This window comes from Paenibacillus sp. VTT E-133291 (assembly GCF_002264395.1).
GTDB lineage: Bacteria > Bacillota > Bacilli > Paenibacillales > Paenibacillaceae > Paenibacillus_AQ > Paenibacillus_AQ nitricinens.
This window is the reverse complement of the sequence record NZ_NFVA01000004.1, coordinates 1-18584: the sequence shown is the minus strand read 5'-3', so window position 1 is coordinate 18584 and position 18584 is coordinate 1. Positions and strand designations below refer to the sequence as shown.

Annotated in this window: 15 protein-coding genes; 7 read left to right on the top strand and 8 right to left on the bottom strand. The window is 44.3% G+C overall.

Going from position 1 to position 18584, the window contains the following annotated elements; all coding sequences use genetic code 11:
• Nucleotides 1–20: 20 nt before the first annotated feature.
• Nucleotides 21–455, bottom strand: a complete 435-nt coding sequence (locus CA598_RS02885; protein WP_094875298.1) for an Lrp/AsnC family transcriptional regulator — start codon at nt 453–455, stop codon at nt 21–23.
• Between the two features lie 159 nt (nt 456–614).
• On the opposite strand from CA598_RS02885, the gene CA598_RS02880 reads away from it, so the two are divergent.
• Nucleotides 615–1097: a VOC family protein gene (locus CA598_RS02880; protein WP_094868475.1), complete on the top strand. Its 483-nt coding sequence runs from the start codon at nt 615–617 to the stop codon at nt 1095–1097.
• On the opposite strand, the gene helD is transcribed toward CA598_RS02880, so the two are convergent.
• Both helD and CA598_RS02870 read right to left on the bottom strand, forming a co-directional pair.
• Nucleotides 1061–3484 carry an RNA polymerase recycling motor HelD gene (gene helD, locus CA598_RS02875; protein WP_094875296.1) on the bottom strand — a complete coding sequence of 808 codons (2424 nt, stop codon included), beginning with the start codon at nt 3482–3484 and terminating at the stop codon, nt 1061–1063. The two genes, CA598_RS02880 and helD, sit on opposite strands and share 37 nt — an antisense overlap.
• 299 nt (nt 3485–3783) lie before the next feature.
• The gene (locus CA598_RS02870; RefSeq protein WP_256990336.1) at nt 3784–7842 is read right to left on the bottom strand and encodes a glycosyl hydrolase 53 family protein; all 4059 of its coding nucleotides are present in this window, start codon (nt 7840–7842) and stop codon (nt 3784–3786) included.
• 352 nt (nt 7843–8194) lie between these two features.
• On the opposite strand from CA598_RS02870, the gene CA598_RS02865 reads away from it, so the two are divergent.
• From CA598_RS02865 to CA598_RS02855, 3 genes are read left to right on the top strand one after another with little or no spacing between them, the layout of a single operon-like run.
• Complete coding sequence (locus CA598_RS02865) at nt 8195–8737, top strand: sigma-70 family RNA polymerase sigma factor (RefSeq protein ID WP_256990332.1); 543 nt, start codon at nt 8195–8197, stop codon at nt 8735–8737.
• Complete coding sequence (locus CA598_RS02860) at nt 8730–9887, top strand: DUF4179 domain-containing protein (protein WP_179283567.1); 1158 nt, start codon at nt 8730–8732, stop codon at nt 9885–9887. Before CA598_RS02865 ends, CA598_RS02860 begins: the two co-directional genes overlap by 8 nt.
• Before the next feature lie 20 nt (nt 9888–9907).
• The gene (locus tag CA598_RS02855) at nt 9908–10813 is read left to right on the top strand and encodes a DUF5643 domain-containing protein (protein ID WP_094875291.1); all 906 of its coding nucleotides are present in this window, start codon (nt 9908–9910) and stop codon (nt 10811–10813) included.
• A gap of 109 nt (nt 10814–10922) precedes the next feature.
• Here the strand turns inward: CA598_RS02855 and CA598_RS02850 are convergent, their stop codons facing one another.
• Complete coding sequence (locus CA598_RS02850) at nt 10923–11309, bottom strand: MerR family transcriptional regulator (RefSeq protein WP_094868480.1); 387 nt, start codon at nt 11307–11309, stop codon at nt 10923–10925.
• Nucleotides 11310–11447: 138 nt separating this feature from the next.
• Between CA598_RS02850 and CA598_RS02845 the strand changes: the two genes are divergently transcribed.
• The gene (locus CA598_RS02845; RefSeq protein ID WP_094875289.1) at nt 11448–12206 is read left to right on the top strand and encodes an SDR family NAD(P)-dependent oxidoreductase; all 759 of its coding nucleotides are present in this window, start codon (nt 11448–11450) and stop codon (nt 12204–12206) included.
• 55 nt (nt 12207–12261) lie between these two features.
• Here CA598_RS02845 and CA598_RS02840 read toward each other — a convergent pair whose 3' ends face one another.
• A complete protein-coding gene (locus tag CA598_RS02840) occupies nt 12262–13464 on the bottom strand; it encodes a macrolide family glycosyltransferase (protein ID WP_094875287.1) in 1203 nt (400 codons plus the stop codon).
• Nucleotides 13465–13645: 181 nt separating this feature from the next.
• Here CA598_RS02840 and CA598_RS02835 point away from each other — a divergent pair, with 181 nt between their 5' ends.
• Entirely contained in the window at nt 13646–14353 is a 708-nt protein-coding gene (locus tag CA598_RS02835; RefSeq protein ID WP_094868483.1) for a response regulator transcription factor, read from the top strand.
• Complete coding sequence (locus CA598_RS02830; protein ID WP_094875285.1) at nt 14350–15774, top strand: HAMP domain-containing sensor histidine kinase; 1425 nt, start codon at nt 14350–14352, stop codon at nt 15772–15774. The genes CA598_RS02835 and CA598_RS02830 overlap by 4 nt, the downstream gene beginning before the upstream one ends.
• A gap of 12 nt (nt 15775–15786) precedes the next feature.
• On the opposite strand, the gene CA598_RS02825 is transcribed toward CA598_RS02830, so the two are convergent.
• The 3 genes from CA598_RS02825 to CA598_RS02815 form a co-directional block, all read right to left on the bottom strand.
• A complete protein-coding gene (locus CA598_RS02825) occupies nt 15787–16371 on the bottom strand; it encodes a DUF2238 domain-containing protein (protein ID WP_094868485.1) in 585 nt (194 codons plus the stop codon).
• 178 nt (nt 16372–16549) lie between these two features.
• A complete protein-coding gene (locus CA598_RS02820) occupies nt 16550–17914 on the bottom strand; it encodes an MATE family efflux transporter (RefSeq protein ID WP_094875284.1) in 1365 nt (454 codons plus the stop codon).
• Nucleotides 17915–17988: 74 nt separating this feature from the next.
• On the bottom strand, nt 17989–18584 hold a 596-nt coding region (locus CA598_RS02815), incomplete at its 5' end, for a RibD family protein (protein ID WP_094875282.1).

Sequence of the window (18584 nt, the reverse complement as noted above, 5' to 3'; positions counted from 1 at the left end):
TTGTATTTGGAAACTTTGCTTTAGAGTAGCACTCTGTTCTCCAAAATATTTTTCAAGCTAATATGCGATTTGGAAGGCCCGAACTTTATAAGGTGATCTTGAAATTCAGCAAGCGCCTCAATCGTTGAGGTCTGTACCTTAATGAGATAATTATATTCTCCACTAATGCGGAACAAATCGGTAACTTCCATAGCATTGTTACAAAAATCGGTGAGCTCTTGGCAATGTTCTGTTTTAATTAGAATAAAAGTAGTCGTACCTCGGTTCAGATCCCGCAAATTAAAAGCTGTATGATACCCCGATATGATGTTCCTTTCCTCCAACTTAATGATTCTTTCTTTAACGGATGGTTGTGACATCGAAACCTCTTTGCTGATTTGTGAAATGGGCATTCGGGCATTGTACTGTAATAATTGCATAATCTTTCTATCAATATCATCCATAAGATGCTCCATATCAAGCGCCTCCTAACGTTATTTAATAAAATAAACTCTTTCGTCTAAAATACCTTATATTCAATAACCATGTCAGTATAAAACACTTATCTTATATATGTATCTCCTATTTTAATCCAACTATAATAAATAGTACATTAGATATAGGAGCGATTAAAGATGAGCGTAAAAGGCCTTGCACATATAGCGATTCAAGCCAAAGATTATAAAGCAACAATTTCATTTTATATCGACGTTTTAGGGTTCAAGTTAGGTCATCATTGGAGTCTGCCCTCCTTTCAAATCAAAGAAGCTTCGATGCTTATTTCACCTGATCAAAGAACTTGCTTAGAGATTTTTGATAACGATGCAGTCATTGCCGCCCAAGGGAAAAAAGCCTTGTCTGAAGAGGAAGTAGCACACGGAGCGTTACTACATTTTGCTTTTTACGTAGATAATGTGGATGAGATATACCAAAAAGCCCTTGCTCATGGAGCAAAGGCTTTTATAGAACCAGATTCGCTTTCCCTTGGTGAACCGCCTCTTCTGATCAAGAACGCGATCGTTCACAGCCCCAATGGAGAAGTTATCGAATTTCTTGAAGAAGTTGATTTTGATATGTCTAATTACACTACTTCATACAAAGATGCATCCAAGGCTTGAATAAAGTACGACCAATCGCCTGTCGTGTACAGTAGAAGCCGATGCATCGCGCGTGTACAAGCTGTATAAAAGAGTTTACGTTCACTCTCCCGATGATAAGTCTGCGTAGAAGCATCGTAAATTAGCACGGCGTCGAATTCTACGCCCTTAGCAAGGTACGCAGGGATAATTAGCGTTCCCTTCTCAAAGGTGAGCGTCTCCTTCGTAATAAGCCGCAGATTCTCGCCCCCCTGTGCAAGCAATGCTTCATAGGCTTCGCGGCTTTCCGCAGCAGTCTTAGTAATAATGGCGATGGAGTCTAGACCTTCAGCCATAAGCGCCGCAAGATCCTCTTTTATCCGCACCGCCCGCTCCACATCATTGCTAGCCTTCAATAGGTGCGGCTTCTTGCCTCCCCTATCAAAAGGTACGATCTCTTCATTAGGTAGCAGCGCCATCGTAAACTCCACAATCTCACGAGTCGAACGATAGCTTCGGATTAAACGAAATAGGTTCGTTTCCTCTTCACCATAAAGCCGGATCAAAGGAGAATCCACCTCTTGCAAATTCGTCGCTTGCGGGAATATCGCTTGACTGAAATCGCCGAGTACTGTCATGCTGGCGCGGGGAAACAGTTGCTTGAGAAACGCGAATTGGAACGGCGAATAATCCTGTCCTTCATCAATAAATAAATGCCGCACCATTGTATTCGTGCGTGAACCCTCGATAAGCTCTTTTAAATACAGGAATGGGGTTTCATCCTCATAAAAAAGTTCGGTATGGCTCAACTTTTCTTTCGTTTGCATACAGATTTCTGGCCATTGATCAGGTACTTCGGTCTCACCCGTCATATTCCGATAAGTGGCTTCATCCCTAAATAACTGCTCGTATAATCCCATCATATCTATGAATTTTAACCGTTTGACATCCCGTCTCAGCGGTTTGAAGTGCTCCTTCACGATCATGCCCCGCAGCAGCTCATCTTCCTGCGAACTAAAATCAAAGACATTCTCTTCCCCGTCCTTCTGAGTACGAAAATCGCCATAGATTTCAAGATACTGCTCCGTAAAATCGAAGACAGCCTCTTCTCGCCGGTACTTCTTAAGCACCTCACTGTATGCTTCGGCATATTGATCATTGTCGAGGTAATCGACCTCATCTTGAACCCAGGGTGCCTCCATTTCCTGACGCTGTAGCTTAGTCAACTCACGCAGCAGCCACTCACGTAGTAAAGCGACGCGATTAGCCAATCGTATAGAGCTGTCATAGCTATAAAATTGCGACTTCATTTGCTCCGCAGTAATCAACTCGCGGTCCCGGAAACGGATACTGTGGAACAGCATTCCATCTTTGCCTAACCATAATGCGTAGCTTTGGAGAGCATGCAGGAAAGCCTCTGAAGCCTTATATTGCATCCCCGTTAACCGTGCTTCATACCCCTGTGAGGATTGTGATGTCAGTACATATTCAATCTGCTCGAAGGGGCCCTCTAAATTCATTGTGGATCCGAGCCAATAGGCAAGGTACTCCTGAAAGGTCGTTTGCTGCATATTCTCTTCGCCGAGCTCAGGAAGCACCGTCGATACATAACTGTTAAACATCGGATTTGGCGAAAAAAGAACGATCTGATCCGCCTTGAGCCTATCGCGGTGTTTGTATAATAAATAGGCTACCCGTTGCAGCGCTGCGGACGTTTTGCCGCTGCCAGCCGCTCCCTGCACAATAAGCATACGGCTTTTGTCATTACGGATGATGGCGTTCTGTTCCTTCTGGATGGTCGCCACAATGCTCTTCATTTGTGAATCTGCGCCTTTACCAAGCACCTGCTGCAGCAATTCGTCCCCTATCGTTAAGCTCGTATCGAACACATTCTGGAGCTGACCGGAACGGATCTGATATTGTCGCTTCAGCATCATCTTACCAGTAATCTGTCCTCCCGGCGTTTCGTAAGTAGATGGCCCTGGGGAATGATCATAGTACATGCTTGCAATAGGCGTTCGCCAGTCATACACCAGAAAGTCCACACCGTCTGCATCAACGAAAGAAGCCACTCCGATATAAATTTTCTCACTCAAGCTCAAACCGTCTTCTTGAAAATCCATTCGTCCTAAATAGGGAGACGGCAGTAGCCGTTGCATATTCTTAAAACGCTGCACCCGTTGCCGGTGGCTGCGCTCCCGCTCGGATAACAACGCTTCTTGCTGCTTTATACTGTAGAAGGTCTCTTCGAAATCTTCGTCGGTGCTCGTATTGACCGTGACTTCTTCCCAAAACCGCTTGCGAATGTCCACCACTTGATCACGTAACCCAGTCACTTCTGGTTCTAGTGCTGCGATTCTTGATCGCAGCTTTTCCGTAACCAAATCAAGCCGATCTTGTTCTTGCTGCCAATCCATTACGTTTACCATCTTCACGAACACGCTCCTTTTCAGTCTTGTTATAAAGAAGCAAAAATTAAAATTTGACAAACTGTTAATCCACATGGTATTATAATAGTGTAGATAAGATGTTATATTTATGCTCAAAAAAGATAAATAAACAGTGATTATCTTATAATATCATGAACTTTTCTTGCATGCAAATTATATATATAAGTTAGAAGAACCAGCAGACTCTGCTGGTTCTTCTTTTTTGAATGCCTAGCTTGGGCGTACATAGAAAATAGACCGTCCCTCGGACGGTCTATTTTCTTACTCAAGTAAGCTTACTATTTAGTTTGCAATAAATTCATGATGATGGTCACTGCCTCTGCTCTTGTTGCTGTCTCATTTGGTGCAAATACATTGCCGTTACGTCCGCTCACAATGCCTGATTTCTTAACGGCTGCAACCGCATCCTTTGCCCATGCAGGAATTTGGCTATCATCAGCAAAGCCTGTTGATGCCGCCGTTGTTAAATCTACTCCTGCTGCTCTAGCGATCATTACCGCAAGCTCTGCACGTGTTATGCTCGCTGCCGGACGGAAGGTAACATCCTCATAGCCGCGTATAATCTTCGCCTCTAAGGCTTGTGCAATGGACTTCTCGGCCCAAGCAGGGATTGTATCTGTGAAGCCCAGTTCCACACCGTTTCCAGTAGGCTTCAGCGCATTCATCAGCATCACCGCAAATTCAGCGCGTGTCACCGCAGCATTCGGCTTGAACGTTCCGTCGGTATAACCCTTGACGATCCCTTCGCTCACCGCTTTCTTAATATTAGCCTGTGCCCAATGTCCCGAGATATCGCTAAATTGAGCCTCTATTGTCGGTTCAGTAGATGCATTTGTTACTGGTAATCCAGTCGCTTGATCCACTACGAGTACAGCAAACTTCGTAAAGTGCTCCACATCTGCAGCAATACGATTTCCATCTATTTTGCCGCCATTAACTTTCACCCAGCTCTTCTTCACTTCATCATAATAAAAGATCGCTACAGTTTGACCGCTCTTCACTTGTCCTGAGTCGAACACAAAGGTTATCGTGACTGGTTTACTAAAGTTCTCCGCGAAGTTTTTTAGAACTTCATAGATCGGGCTTACGAAAATCTCATGATTGCTGAGAAGACTCTCTGTTTGGAGCACTTTCTCAATCGTTAATACCAACTGCTTGCCTGAAGCATTAGCTGGAATAGAAATAACAAGCCCATTATCCAGTCTGACTTCGCCCGCTTGACCTGCAGGAAGCGTCAGTTTCCCATTGGAGGAGATAACCGGAAGTAATAGATTAGAGGTACTACCACCATCATTACCGCCGTTTCCATTGCCATCAGAACCGTTATCTTGCACAGCTCTCGTTATCATTGCTGTATATCTCGTACCTGTACCATCTTGGGCAATTACGAATAACTCCAATTTATTACTACCGACTTCAAGAGGAAGCTCTATGCTGGTAGCCCCACTTGCCAAACTTATCGGACCCGCCACAAGCGTATTGGCACTATTGTACATATTCGCTGTCAAGGTGCCATAAACCGCATCACTGGCCGTTGCCGTTACTGTGAAGTTAGATAAGGAATACGGTACATTCGCTGTATAATCGTATACACTTCCGCTCACTGTTTGATCCAATATTATCCCACTCAAATTCAAGCTGTTCAAGCTTGCACTGGAACTTAATGTTGTAAACGTAATCTCTTGTCCGTAGCTTACTCCGACTCCATTCACAGCATAGGCACGTACATGATAGGTAGATCCAGACTGAAGTCCTGTAAGACTTACTAAAAAGGCTCCTGTTCCACCTGATTCAGCTATAGCCTTACCATCCTCAATTGTCGGATTGGCACTAGTAGAATATACCATTCCGCGCTCTGTAACCGTAGCACCACCGTCCGAAGTGATGTTTCCTCCAACTGTAGCTGTCATAGATGTGATATTTTGTACTTCTGCATTCGTATCAACAATAGCAGATTCCTCAATACCTTTGACAAAGCTTAGATAGAAATCATCAATCGATCCCCATGCGCCGCCATCTGCTTTGATATTAGCTCCGATTGTAAGGGTTCCATCGGTAACGAGAATATCCTGGATCTCAGGATTATTCCACTGTGCCCATCCTTTCACACCGGTGTTTACTTTCACTTCCTTACCATCCGTTACAGCAAATAGATTCATATTGGGGTTGGCAGCATCTCCCCCTTGAATAAACATCGAAAGATTATAATATCCCGGCTTCAGACCAGAAATAGTCTGCTCTACTCTAAAATCCACTGCTTTCGCAGAGTAGAAATGTAGTGAATAGTTGCCTGTTTTGGCATCAGTAACTTTATTTTGGTAGTCTGTATGTGGAGCATTAACGTCAGCATAGGTGATTTTCCACATGCTTCTATCACTATTTTCAAAGCCTGCGTTGACGATAAAGTTCTCTTTTTTAATAACTAGAAAAGCCTTTACCACCTGACCGCCTTCCACCGTTCCACCGATCACATAGCTGCCCGCGCCCTTACTAATGGCTTGCTCAAGCGCAACTTGATCCCAAACGACTGACATCTTGCCGGAACTTCCATCATTGTAAGTAACACTTACCTCTGTTGGCAGATGAATGGGCTCCCCAGCAATCGCCGTTATCGAAACATCCTTAATTTCATCTACAGCAATAGGGGCCACTGCGCCTGTATTCACATATTTGAACACATTCAGCGAGGCAAGCGGATGTCCGTTAAAATCAAACAAAGCCTGGTTATCAACGGCACTTCCGCCATACCATTCCCCTGCATCATCAGGGTCATATTCCTTCGCGTAGCTGGATGCCCAACCGGAACCGTACTGTTCCCAAATCAACTTATTCTGCTCCAGATTGTCTTTCGAACCTACCGGAAGCCATGCAGGCTCCCAATAAAACACGCCAATTCCCGCTTTACCCACATTCGCAACCGCTGCAATTACATCTCTAACCGAAGTGGCCTGACCTTGAACGCTTATAGGATAGTTTAAGGTTTGACCTGAGCTTTGCGGTGCTGTATTTCCGTGTCCATCCCCATCCTCAGCGGTATACGCGTAAGAGGTTTCTGCTACCATTACTTTTTTTCCATAAGTATCAGCCACTTGCTTCAACACAGCTGTCAAATTGCTTAATGTACCGTGCCAGAATGGATAATAAGAACTTGCAAACACATCATAGTCTACATTGTTATCTTGCAAATTCTTCGCTATAGTGGTATATCTGCCTGCCGACTCCGGATTTGTAAAATGCAGAGCAACCAGAATATTCGGATTGATCTCCCGAATGGCTTTACTTCCCTCATTGAACAATTGGCTCATCTTCGTCCAATTAGATTCACCAACGAATTGTCCATTCGTTTCATTGCCTACCTGAACCATACCAATATCAATTCCTGCATTAAGCAGGGCTTGCAGACTTACTTTGGTATATTCGTAAAGTGCAGTCTTCTTATCTTCAAAACTCAAATTGGCCCATGCCTTCGGCGTATGCTGCTTGGCTGGATCGGCCCAAAAGTCGGAATAATGGAAGTCCACTAGCAGCTTCATGCCGTTTGCGGTCGCCCTTTTCCCAATTTCAATCGCGGTTGCCAGATCATTATTGCCCCCACCATAACCTTTTCCAGCTGTATCAAAAGGATTATTCCATATCCGTACCCGAACGTAATTAACCCCGGCTTCATGTACGGTTTGAAATATATCCTGCTCAGCTCCGCCTTCATTATAAAATTTGACTCCGCTATTCTCTAAAGAAATAATACTGGAGATGTCCACGCCCTTAATAAAATCAGGCTGAAGTCCTTCCACCTTCTTCACAAAAATATCTGCGGGCACCGGCAGGGTCGTATCCGTACTCACTTGTTTCAATTCAAAGCTGTCCAAAAATCCATATGCGCTTGGAGCGCCGCTTATATTCGCACCGACCTCAAGACTCGGAGTAGCCTGCTTCAGGATAAATTTCAGGTTGAGTGTTCCCCAAGCATTATAGCCAGTGGTAGCAACAGCGGATGCCTTCTCGTCACCCGCAAACAATTCAACATTCCCCGTTTCATTGTCAGTACCGCCCATCGACTTGACTGAGAGCTCATAACTTCCCGCAGGCAGGTTCGTTATGGTCTGCTTAAGCGAGATGGTCTGGTTTCCAGTAGCAACTTTGTTAATCCAATATTTAAAAGCATGAGCACCTTCAGCTGGATTTAGCCAAGTATCATCGGCATATGCAAAATGCTTAATTTCTACCTGATCCCAATCTGCCGCATCGACACTCCATGATCCATCTTCCCAGAAATTGTCCTCGAAACCGCCATTTACTATTAAAGAACTGTTCGAATCTGCAGCCAAAGCACTCCTCATGTTGAATGAGAATGAACTTAGCAGCAACAACACTGCTAAAAATGCAGAGATACCCTTTTGATTAACTCTCACGTTCTGATCACCTTCCATTCTAAATTTTTAGATGCATATGTGCGCGTTCTGATTTATGTAAGCACTTACAAATCAATATACCAATAGTTAAAATATTTAGTAACGGATGAAAAGATAACATTTTGTATGCTTAAGCAAGCTTTATAGGCTTTAATCTTCATTTTCCATTATTCTGGAATAGATGATATTAAATAGATTTTAGATTTTTTTATCCAAATATAACTTTTTGTATGCCTTCTCCATCTAATCATACAGAGGGCCCTCAAGGAGGAACAATCATTTGCTGGAAAACGAACTGGATATCAAAAAAGCGCAGAAAGGCGACCACGAGGCGTTTACCCGTCTTTTCAGGCAACTGGAATCCCAGTTGTACAGATTAGCCAAAACCATTCTGCTAAAAGATGAAGATTGCGCGGATGCTCTTCAAGAAACGACACTGAAGGTGTATAAAGGGCTCACCAACCTTAAACAGCCTAAGTTTTTTAAAACGTGGGTTATACGCATCCTGATTAATGAATGCAATCAGTTACTTCGTATGCGAGAGCGAACTATAGCTGTGGCGGAGATTCCCGAAGAACCGGTCGGTTCCTATGTGCATTTTGAAGATTCAGGCAACGTAGACCTGCAAAGCTTCATTAATCAGTTGGACGAATCCCTGCGGCTTGCTATCATGCTTTTTTATTATGACGATTTATCCATTAAGCAGATTGCAGATGTGCTCGACATCTCCGAGGGAGCGGTCAGGGCACGACTTCATCGCGCACGGAGATTGTTGTCCAAACAGATACATCCTGTGCGGGAGGAGGGTCTTGCTAATGAATAATAACCATTTAGAGAAGCAGATCAGGGAGCTAGGAAAGGCTAATGCACAGGAGCTTCCTCCTTTACTGCGGTCGCGGCAGGATTCCATTTATGCATCGCTCGCCACAATTGTCCAGGATCCTGTGAAAAAGGAAAAGAAAAAACGGATATATCCAAAAATCGCAGCTGCTGTATCTGCAGCGATAGTGCTAAGTGTTATGCTAACGGCCGTCTATCCGCCAACATTGGCCAATGCGCTCAAGCAGCTTCCATTGATTGGTGGGATTTTTGAAAGGGCAGATGATATAGGATTGCAGGCCGCTCAGCGTCTGGGTCTGATCACCCGACCGAATAGCAGTGATACGCATGATGGAATCACCTTGTCTGCCGAAGAAGCAGTATTTGATGGCAACCGATTGGCATTCTCAGTGAAACGTGAGGGAGAAGGGCTGGACGGTAAGCTTGCCGGGGTGACGATTGGAGCAGATGGCAAACCTTTTCTAGGGAAAGGTTCGATAATGTCAGCAGAAGTATTGATCGATGGGGTTTCAATGGAGCAATTCTCAGATGGTCGTTGGGAAGCTGTTCCTTTTCTATCCTGGATGGAAGGCAAGGAGCAGAATACAGCTATTTTTGAACTGGTGGATGCTTCGAATTTGGGGATCACCAAGCCTTTTCCTGATCAATTTGTACTGACTGTAACCCTTCTCTTAAACGGTATAGATACACCATATATTCTAGAGATTCCTGCACGGAAGGTCACAGAAAATAGTATTGCCGTACCTGATATACGTGCACAAGCAAAGGAATGGAGTCTGACGCTGCAAAAGCTGGAATATAGCCCATTAACCACACGTCTGTTGCTTAAGCTTGAACAAGAGACTGGCGGCGATTACGCAGATTTTAATACATTTGGCTTTGAAGTGATGGACGAACAGGGGATGGTTCTGCAAAATATATCACAAAAAGCACTCCTGTCTTCCAATAGATCGCGGGATCTGAATCTGCTTGTAGAGCCGTTCGAGAAACATCCCAATATGCTCACAATCCGTGGCTATCTTTATGAGTTCGAGGACCCAAAAAGTAAGAGTGGCGCATTCAAAATAGACCATGCTGGAAATCCTATGAAGCATTATATCGACGGTCTGGAAATAAACGTGCTAGTTAAATAAAAACTAAGGAGATGGATTTCATGAAGAAAATGACTACGAAACTGTCTGTAATTTTAAGTGCTGCTGTATGCCTTGGAGCGTTGGGAATGCCGGCGCTAACCCAAGCAGCCAGTGTTCAAACCGCCGCTGAAGCTTCCCTGAATACAACAAAAGTCGCCGATTCACACGATCAGCTTACTTTAAAGGGCAGTGCACAGTTTGACGGTAATTATATTAAGATCGATCTGAACCGTGAGGGATCCCTGTTCTCAGGAATGCTCGCAGGAGTAACCTTGAATGAGAAAGGTGAAACTTATCTGGCAGAAGGAACCATTGTGGGGATAGACGCCAAGATCTCTGGACCAGGAGGGATTGATTTACAATCACCACGCTGGATCAGTGATGCTGACGCCAACAAGGCGGTTGTTGTATTGCAGACCGGATGGCTAACTGAACAGCAAAAGGCAAGCCTAGCTTCCTCTGAATTGAGCATCCATGTGAAGCTTAACGGAATCGAAGATCCGTATGTACTAAAGTTTTCTCTCAAGCAAGCAGGAGTAGCGCGTAACATTCAGCTACCCGCTTTAAAGAAAGACAACCAATTTGAAATCAAAACCAATCATGTTGCTGTGAGAGAGACTTCTGTGCGCATTGCTTTAGCAGTGAAAGGTGTTGCTACCCAAGCACAGGCTTTAGGATATGATATTTATGATAATCTGGGAAACGAATTAGAATATATTGCACGGGAATCTGTTGCAACAACCCAGAATACTGTTTCTGAAGATTTATTGTTCGAGGCGCTTCGCCCGGCCGCAGAATATCTCATTATCAGACCTTATCAAGCGGTATTTGAAAAAGGCACTGCCGGGGCTTATAAAGTAGATGCCAAAGGCAATGTAGTTAAGAATTACAACAAACAACTGGAGATCAAAATTCCTTTGAAATAATAATCGTTATCGCAGCAACAGATCCATATTTAGGAGGAAAAGGGGAGTACCTGTTGGCCGTAAGGCCTGAGGTACTCCCCTTTTGCATGGATAAAACGTAATTGTACTACTAGTCATCCATAGACAAATCCAGTGTATTCCCTTTTCGAATGAAGACCTTGTAATTAGCAATTTTGTCGTTCAGCATCTTCTCTGTCTCTGTTAAATGTCTGATTTGATCCTGAACTGAGCTTCTATGATCCTCCAGAAGATTCAAGCGGGCTTGGCTTGTATGTTCTCCTTCTAAATATAACTGGGCATATTGCCTGATTTGTGAGATGGGCATTTGGGTTTGCTTTAACCTCAGCACAAATCGCAGCCAAGCAAGATGAGTATCATCATATACCCTTTCCCCATTGGCATTTCGTATCGGAGCAACGATCTCTTCTTTTTCATAATATCTCAGTGTATATGTGGTTATCCCCAATAACTTGGATACCTCGCTAATCGTGTACATGCATATCCTCTACTCTATTTTATTTTGTAAGTCACCCTGATTATAAAAAACATTTGCCTTAGAGTAAACTCTAACCTATATAATCAAATCGCTTTAAGATCGAATTACATTCTCGTAGAAAAAATAGGAGGCATTCACATGAAATACACTGTAATTACCGGCGCTAGTTCAGGGATAGGTTATGAAACAGCCCTAGCTTTTGCTTCTCGTGGAAAAAACTTAATCCTTGTGGCCCGCAGAAAGGAACAGCTGGAGGAATTACAGTCTGAAATTGCCCGGATTCAACCGAATGTAGAGGTCGTCATTCAAACGGCTGACTTATCCGTTATCGAGAATGCTTATACGTTGTATGAGGGCCTGCAAGGATATGCCATCGAAACCTGGATCAACAATGCCGGATTTGGGAACTTCGCTTCAGTAGCCGAGCAAGACTTAAATAAAATAACTACAATGCTACATCTGAACATAGAAGCGTTAACCATACTCTCCTCTCTTTTCGTTCGTGACTATTCTACTGTTGAAGGAACGCAATTAATCAACGTTTCATCTGGCGGCGGCTACACCCTTGTGGGCAATGCTATAACCTACTGCGCGACCAAGTTTTATGTAAGTGCATTTACCGAAGGACTATCTCATGAATTAAAGAGTCAAGGTGCACCTATGCAGGCTAAAGTGTTGGCACCTGCCGCAACAGAAACAGAATTCGCGAAGCGTGCTTTTGATGTCACGAACTTCGAATATCACGGCGCTGTGCGGAAATTCCATACCGCAAAGGAAATGGCTGGCTTCATGCTTGATCTGTATGACAGCAATCATGTGGTAGGACTTGTGAATGGTTTGACGTATGAGTTTGAGTTGAGAGACGCTATTTTAAATTATGTGGAGAGTACGCGATAGGCTTGTCTCGAAAGTTAAACAAATATGGCCATCCTTCAACGGATGGCCATGCACACTAACCAAGATATTGACACTTCCATTCGAAAATCTCATCAACAGCTTGATGAGCTCCACCCGATGTTCGAAAAGAATCTTTAGTCGTTGCAACAGCTTTTGGGAATGACGGAAGGGTGAGCACACGCTCTACAGCTTCACGCAGTTCAGTTGCAGTTAATCCTTGCATTTGTAATTTAATGCCCGCTCCAAGATTGACGACTTGCTCCGCAATGATCGGCTGATCCGCACTTTGTGGGATTACAATTAGCGGAACCCCATAGTAGAGACCCTCATGCGCACTATTCATTCCACCATGCGTAATGAATATTTTTGTGTACTGTAATATATCCGTCTGTGGAACATAGTTTTTAACTATGAAGTTGTGAGGAATTTCTCCCAAATCATAGATTTGCACTTTGTTCCCAATGGACATAACAATCGTATGATCCGTATTCCCGAATGCCTCAAAACAAAGCTTATAGAAATCACTTGCTTGGTTGAAGACCGTACCCATTGAAATGTAAATTAGGTCCTTCCCCTTGATTGCAGAAAATTCAAAATGATCTGACGTTAATCGTGAAGAGATGGAAGGACCAACGAATTTATATGATGGGTCGAAGGCTTCTCCATAAGGTTGAAACTCCCTTGTCGTATACACGATGGTAAGTGGTGCAGGATTACAGAACACTTCATAAGGAGAGTGAATCTGTACACCGTATTGTTCCTTTATTTTTAAGGTCAGACTTTGAAATCTATCGTCTACAGCTTTTACTATTTCTGCAGGGGCTTCTGTGTAGAATCGTTCCATGATTTGATCAAATGATTCCTTAGTCTGTGCAAAAGAAGTACAAGAGTTGATTGCAGGAAGAATAAGAATTTGAGCCAGTAAACGTCCACAACCAAACATCGAATCATGGATGATGTAATCGAAATGCTCCCCTTTGATCTGTTCAAGAACGCTTGGTATAACGATATCCGCCGTAAGTAAAAGCCCATTGACTCTTTCAAGCAGATAATCCCTTCCACCTGAAATAAAGGCCTTTACAAATTGTTGAGCGTCCAATGTCCGTACTATAGCACCTGTCTCCTCCATACGCTCCCGAAAAGCTTCTATAGTGAAGTACATTACCTCTTCTCCACGAGATATAAGCTCCTGTACAACACCAATCGTTGGATTGATATGTCCCTCTGATCCAGCATTAATAAATAAGACACGTGCCATGCCTACCACTCCTCAGTTATGACCTTAGTTACGATGTATGTAGCTCCCTCTTTTGTCCTTTTCAATGTACCCATTATATGTTTATCTAAGAACCGACTTCTACTTATTAAAATCTCCAAATGATATTCTAATCTAATTTTATCGAATCTTACTATAATAATGAAAACATATTTAGCGAAGAATGGAGAGTGATGAAAACATGGACCGGATTCTGATCGTCGATGATGAACCCGACATTCGTGAGCTTATTCGCTTACATCTGGAACGTGCGGGATGGGACATCTCCGAAGCGGAGTCTGGGCGGCAGGCAATTCTACAGCTACAAACGCAGCCTTTCTCACTGATCGTTCTGGACATCATGATGGACGACGGTAACGGTTTCGAAGTTCTACGCTACTTGCGGGAACATCGTCCGGAAACGCTGGTTATTGCGCTTAGTGCGAGAAGAGAGGTGGAGGACAGAATTGATGCGCTTGGACTGGGAGCCGACGATTATATGACCAAGCCTTTCAGTCCAATGGAACTGCTGGCGCGGATACAGGCCCATTTCCGCAGGCGCCATCCCGAGACATTTAGCCGGCCCCATGTGATTCAATTGAATAAGCTTATTCTGGATATCGACAATTATGTACTACATAATGATGGGCAACAACATGGACTGACTCCTGTCGAATGCCATCTACTGCAAGTGTTCATGCTCAATCCTGACCGCGTACTAACAAAAGGAGAAATATACAAGCAAGTTTGGCAGCATGAAAACTATGACGCCAACAACCTCAGCGTCTTCATCAGCCGCATCCGAAAAATACTTGAAAGCGCACCCGGGTCCCAATCTAATCTTCATACCATTCGCGGCATCGGCTACCGCCTCTCAGGTGACGGACGATGAAGAGACGAACTAAGCTATGGCTGATGATGCTATCCAGTGCCGCAGGAAGTATCGTCTTGTTTATTACGATTACCCTAATGACCGGGAAGACTTGGACCCCAGGATATGATCTGAAGACGTTAAACGCCATCTCACATGAAGCACTTGCGGCTATACAACGGCAAGACGCCTACTCGGGACCAGAGGTTCAACCCCTTCTGGAAGAAGTACTACGCCCGCATTCCAAGATCCGCCTAGAGTGGCTGGCTGAGGACGGGTCGACGCTGTATGATTCCGCCGGCGAGAATAATTCCTACGACTTCCGCAAATTAGCCGACCGTGTTGACCATATGCCAAATAATCTTTGGGGTGAAAATACTCCGATCACTCTCACTTATTCCGTTGCCCATGATCATCGATCCTATTACATGTTATTGAGTTTATCCAGCGAAGACATGACATCTGGACAAATATATTTTTTTCTCCGAACGTATAAGGCTTTACTAACATTTATTTTACCTCTGTTACTGGCGTTGTTGCTACCCTATCTCCTTTCCTTATGGTTTTTCTCTTCCACCGATCGTCGCATTACAAAACTGAACAACGCGCTGAACCAAGTTGGAATCCGACGCGATATCATCGTGCTGGAGGATAAGTCGAGGGACGAGATTGCTCAGCTGACTCAGCACTACAATTCAATGGCAAAGCGTATCCAGAGCCAGTCTGCCCACATCGAACAGTTAGAACATCGGCGAAGACTGCTCTTATCTGACCTGTCTCACGATTTGCGAACGCCATTAACTATGATTTTGGGTTATGCCGAAATGATCCGAACCGGTGCGTACAAGAATGAGAACGAGCTTCAGTCCGGGGCCAAAATCATCCTGCAGCGCTCTCGCTACATGGATAAGCTGCTTGATCAATTACTTGACATTACCCGTCAAGAAGAGCATCTACTTCGGCTTCAGCTCGCTCCGCATAATCTGTCGGAATTAATGCGAAAGATCGCAGCCGAGTACCTCTTATTCCTGGACGATAAGAACATCGTGGTGGAGGCAGACATCCAAGATACAGATGTCGAGGTCATGATCGACGCACCGCTAATCGAACGTGCTTTGCGCAACTTGCTGGACAATGCCGTTCGTTACGGTGAAGAGGGACATTATCTGGGAATTGGACTAACGGAGGAACAAGAGGAAGTGGCTCTCACGGTCAAAAACCGGGGTAAAGGTATCGCCCTGAAGGATCGCGAGCATATCTTCGAGCGTTTCTACCGCGCCGACGGTGGAAGAAAAGGCGAAGGGCTCGGCCTCGGGCTCTCGATCGTCAAGGAAATCGCGGAATTGCACCATGGCAGCGTGCAATTGCTGGACGAAGCCGTGACGGAAACCATTTTTCAGATTAGAATTCCTAAGAAGTCTCCTAGTGAACGTGAAAATTAACGTTGATCAAAGCTACGTTTTTCTGCGTGCTTTTACGAATAAATAGAAGGAAGCGACGAGAGCGCCCAATGTTCCGCAAATCATATCCATCATCGTATCGGTCAAACTACCATTTTGCGAATGAAGCTCAAAGAGATGATCCACCGTAAACTCATAAATCTCCCACATTCCAGCCATTGCAACAGCAAACAGGAACGCGAACCAAGTGATGATGTTAGAAGGCAGACCGCCCAGCTCTTTACGCTTAGCCAACTTGAACAAGATGAATCGTCCTACGAAGAATAAAATAATTCCAGACAGCAGATGTTCAATCTTATCTAAGTAAGGGATGACACCATACAAATTGAATAAATTGGCGAGCATCATCGTGATTGTGATAAAGACCAGCACCGAAAATTGAAGTACGGGAGGCAGTTCGCTGTTGGTCCTTGTGATTAAGCCCTTAAAGAGTAACAGGACCAGAATGATAAGGGCCGCTTGAAATGTTTTATCATAATTTCCATTCAGGCCAAAATAAACAATTGATACTCCGCAAATGAGGTAGAGAATCATTTCAAAAAAATAATTAAATCTATGGTTTCTAGAAGTCTCTTGCATAGCAGTTCCTTTCTGACTAGACTCGTTTAATTAATTATCGCCCGTTCAAAGCCACCCCATACGACAATCATATCATTAGTTACAAAAAGACTCCCGTGACTTTCCCTTAGGCGGGAATACACGGAAGCCTTGAGCAATCCACAGCCCGGATGTGTGTTTACTTTTATGTGCCTTGACCTTACATCGCTTTTTCAGCCAAATCGTTAACTAAATTCCTCATCCACTTCCGGGAGTAAATCCGGGCGTAACCGAACCCAAAACGGACAACCTCCTCAAGTGATATGACGAGATATACAAGGTAGACAGGCTGCTTCCAGACGTATGATAGCAACAACCCGGAGGGGACACCTATCAGCCATGTCGCGGTCGATTCCATGCTAAACACGAACTTGCTGTCTCCCCCACTGTTTAGAATACCGCCTGCTATGATCATATTGGAAACTTTGGCCCAAAGAAATCCAGCGAATACGATAACGATATATATGCTCATCTGTTTAGCATCCTCGGAGATATTGAATGCGGAGACATACAGCTTCGAGCCTGCCGCAATGATAACCCCGACAATTAGAGAGATGATAATGCCAAGACGAATGAATTTTTTCGCATGATCGAGTGCGATGTCCGTTTCGTTCGCACCCAAACGGTTGCCAACCAATACCCCAGCCGCACTAGCCAGACCGGACAATAAGCCGATGCAAAGCCCTTGCAATGGGAAGGTAATGGTCATCGCCGTCATCTCCATCGTCCCCATGCGGCTATAGATAATCGCATATGCCGTTTCACCCAATACCCAGATCAATTCAGTCAGCAGCAGCGGATACGTCGTTCCAAAAAACTTGCGGATGAGCGGTTTAGGAATGATGAACAAGTTCTTTAGCCCAACAGCGCCCGGTAAACGATATTGGTACACGGCACCAATAATCAACAAACATTCTACCACCCTGGAAATAAGGGTAGCCATAGCCGCGCCCTTCAGACCAAGCGCTGGAGCACCGAAGTTCCCGAAAATAAGTACGTAATTCAGTATAATATTCAAAACAACAGCAATTAAGCTTACATACATCGGCCATTTGGCATGCCCCGTACTACGCAAAATCGCGGAATACATCATCGTGAGCATGACAGGTACAAAGCCGATCGACATGATCTGAAGGAAAATATACCCATTATCTATTACATTCGCATCTGTCGTGAACATGCTCAGAAAAAGCGGCGAATCGATGAAGACCGCTGCAGAGAATAAGAACGAGAACGCGAAGCCGACGATCAGTCCAAGGCCAAGCACCTGGGAGACACTTTTGGAATCTTTGTTCCCCCAAAACTGGGCTGCATAAATGGATACACCCGTCGATAAACCAGCCAAGACAACCGCGATGATCCCATATATTTTGGTGGACATCCCCACCGAGGCAATCGCCACATCTCCAAGCTGCCCGACCATCAATTGATCCGTCAAATTGAGCAATGCCATCAGTAAGCTTTGAAGCGTAACGGGCACAGCGATTTTATACACACTTTTGTAGAAGTTCTCTTTCTCTGACATGAATCGTTCACAACCCCCATATTCTCGATTTTACAGCGTCCATAGCCATTCGCAGTCTATGACTTTGTGTGAGGTTATATCACTTTTTTGTAGCGCATGAGCGTATAATTATCTTTTGGCTGAATTTCTACAACCTTGAACTTTTTCGCAAAGCATAATTGCTGATACCCGTCTCCATCCACTAAAGTAATGTTCGTGGAACCGCCTATGATGATCGGGAGCTGCATCAGAATAATTTCATCGACGATGTCTTGATTGAAGATATGCCAGTTCAAAAAGCCGCCGCCCTCGACCATCAAGCTGGTAATGCCAAAGTTGTCTTCCAACTGACGTTCAAGCTCCACGAAATCGACTTTATCCTCACCGCAGATGAGGCACTCCTTCCCTCTTTCCCGGATTTGCTTGATTTTATATTCATCCCGCCCTTTCTCGGTTGTGACAATAATCGTCCTCCCCTCATCCGAGAGCACATTGCTATCCAGCGGAATATCCAAGGTGGTCGTCGGAATGATCCGGATTGGATTTTTGTTCTCCTCATACCGATTAGTAAGAAAGGGATTGTCCGTCAGAATAGTATTTTTGCCGACCATAATGCCCTGCACATTCCCCCGGAATAGATGAATGAATTCCATATCCTTACTGGAAAACAAAGAAAAAAGCTCCTTACTCG

What these genes read in the sequence shown, in the direction of transcription:
- CA598_RS02820 (WP_094875284.1), bottom strand. Translation starts at nt 17,914, where the DNA reads ATGTCAGAGAAAGAGAACTTCTACAAAAGTGTGTATAAAATCGCTGTG.
- CA598_RS02830 (WP_094875285.1), top strand. Translation starts at nt 14,350, where the DNA reads ATGAAGAGACGAACTAAGCTATGGCTGATGATGCTATCCAGTGCCGCA.
- CA598_RS02885 (WP_094875298.1), bottom strand. Translation starts at nt 455, where the DNA reads ATGGAGCATCTTATGGATGATATTGATAGAAAGATTATGCAATTATTA.
- CA598_RS02850 (WP_094868480.1), bottom strand. Translation starts at nt 11,309, where the DNA reads ATGTACACGATTAGCGAGGTATCCAAGTTATTGGGGATAACCACATAT.
- CA598_RS02860 (WP_179283567.1), top strand. Translation starts at nt 8,730, where the DNA reads ATGAATAATAACCATTTAGAGAAGCAGATCAGGGAGCTAGGAAAGGCT.
- CA598_RS02835 (WP_094868483.1), top strand. Translation starts at nt 13,646, where the DNA reads ATGGAGAGTGATGAAAACATGGACCGGATTCTGATCGTCGATGATGAA.
- CA598_RS02845 (WP_094875289.1), top strand. Translation starts at nt 11,448, where the DNA reads ATGAAATACACTGTAATTACCGGCGCTAGTTCAGGGATAGGTTATGAA.
- CA598_RS02840 (WP_094875287.1), bottom strand. Translation starts at nt 13,464, where the DNA reads ATGGCACGTGTCTTATTTATTAATGCTGGATCAGAGGGACATATCAAT.
- CA598_RS02880 (WP_094868475.1), top strand. Translation starts at nt 615, where the DNA reads ATGAGCGTAAAAGGCCTTGCACATATAGCGATTCAAGCCAAAGATTAT.
- CA598_RS02825 (WP_094868485.1), bottom strand. Translation starts at nt 16,371, where the DNA reads ATGCAAGAGACTTCTAGAAACCATAGATTTAATTATTTTTTTGAAATG.
- helD (WP_094875296.1), bottom strand. Translation starts at nt 3,484, where the DNA reads ATGGTAAACGTAATGGATTGGCAGCAAGAACAAGATCGGCTTGATTTG.
- CA598_RS02870 (WP_256990336.1), bottom strand. Translation starts at nt 7,842, where the DNA reads ATGAGGAGTGCTTTGGCTGCAGATTCGAACAGTTCTTTAATAGTAAAT.
- CA598_RS02855 (WP_094875291.1), top strand. Translation starts at nt 9,908, where the DNA reads ATGAAGAAAATGACTACGAAACTGTCTGTAATTTTAAGTGCTGCTGTA.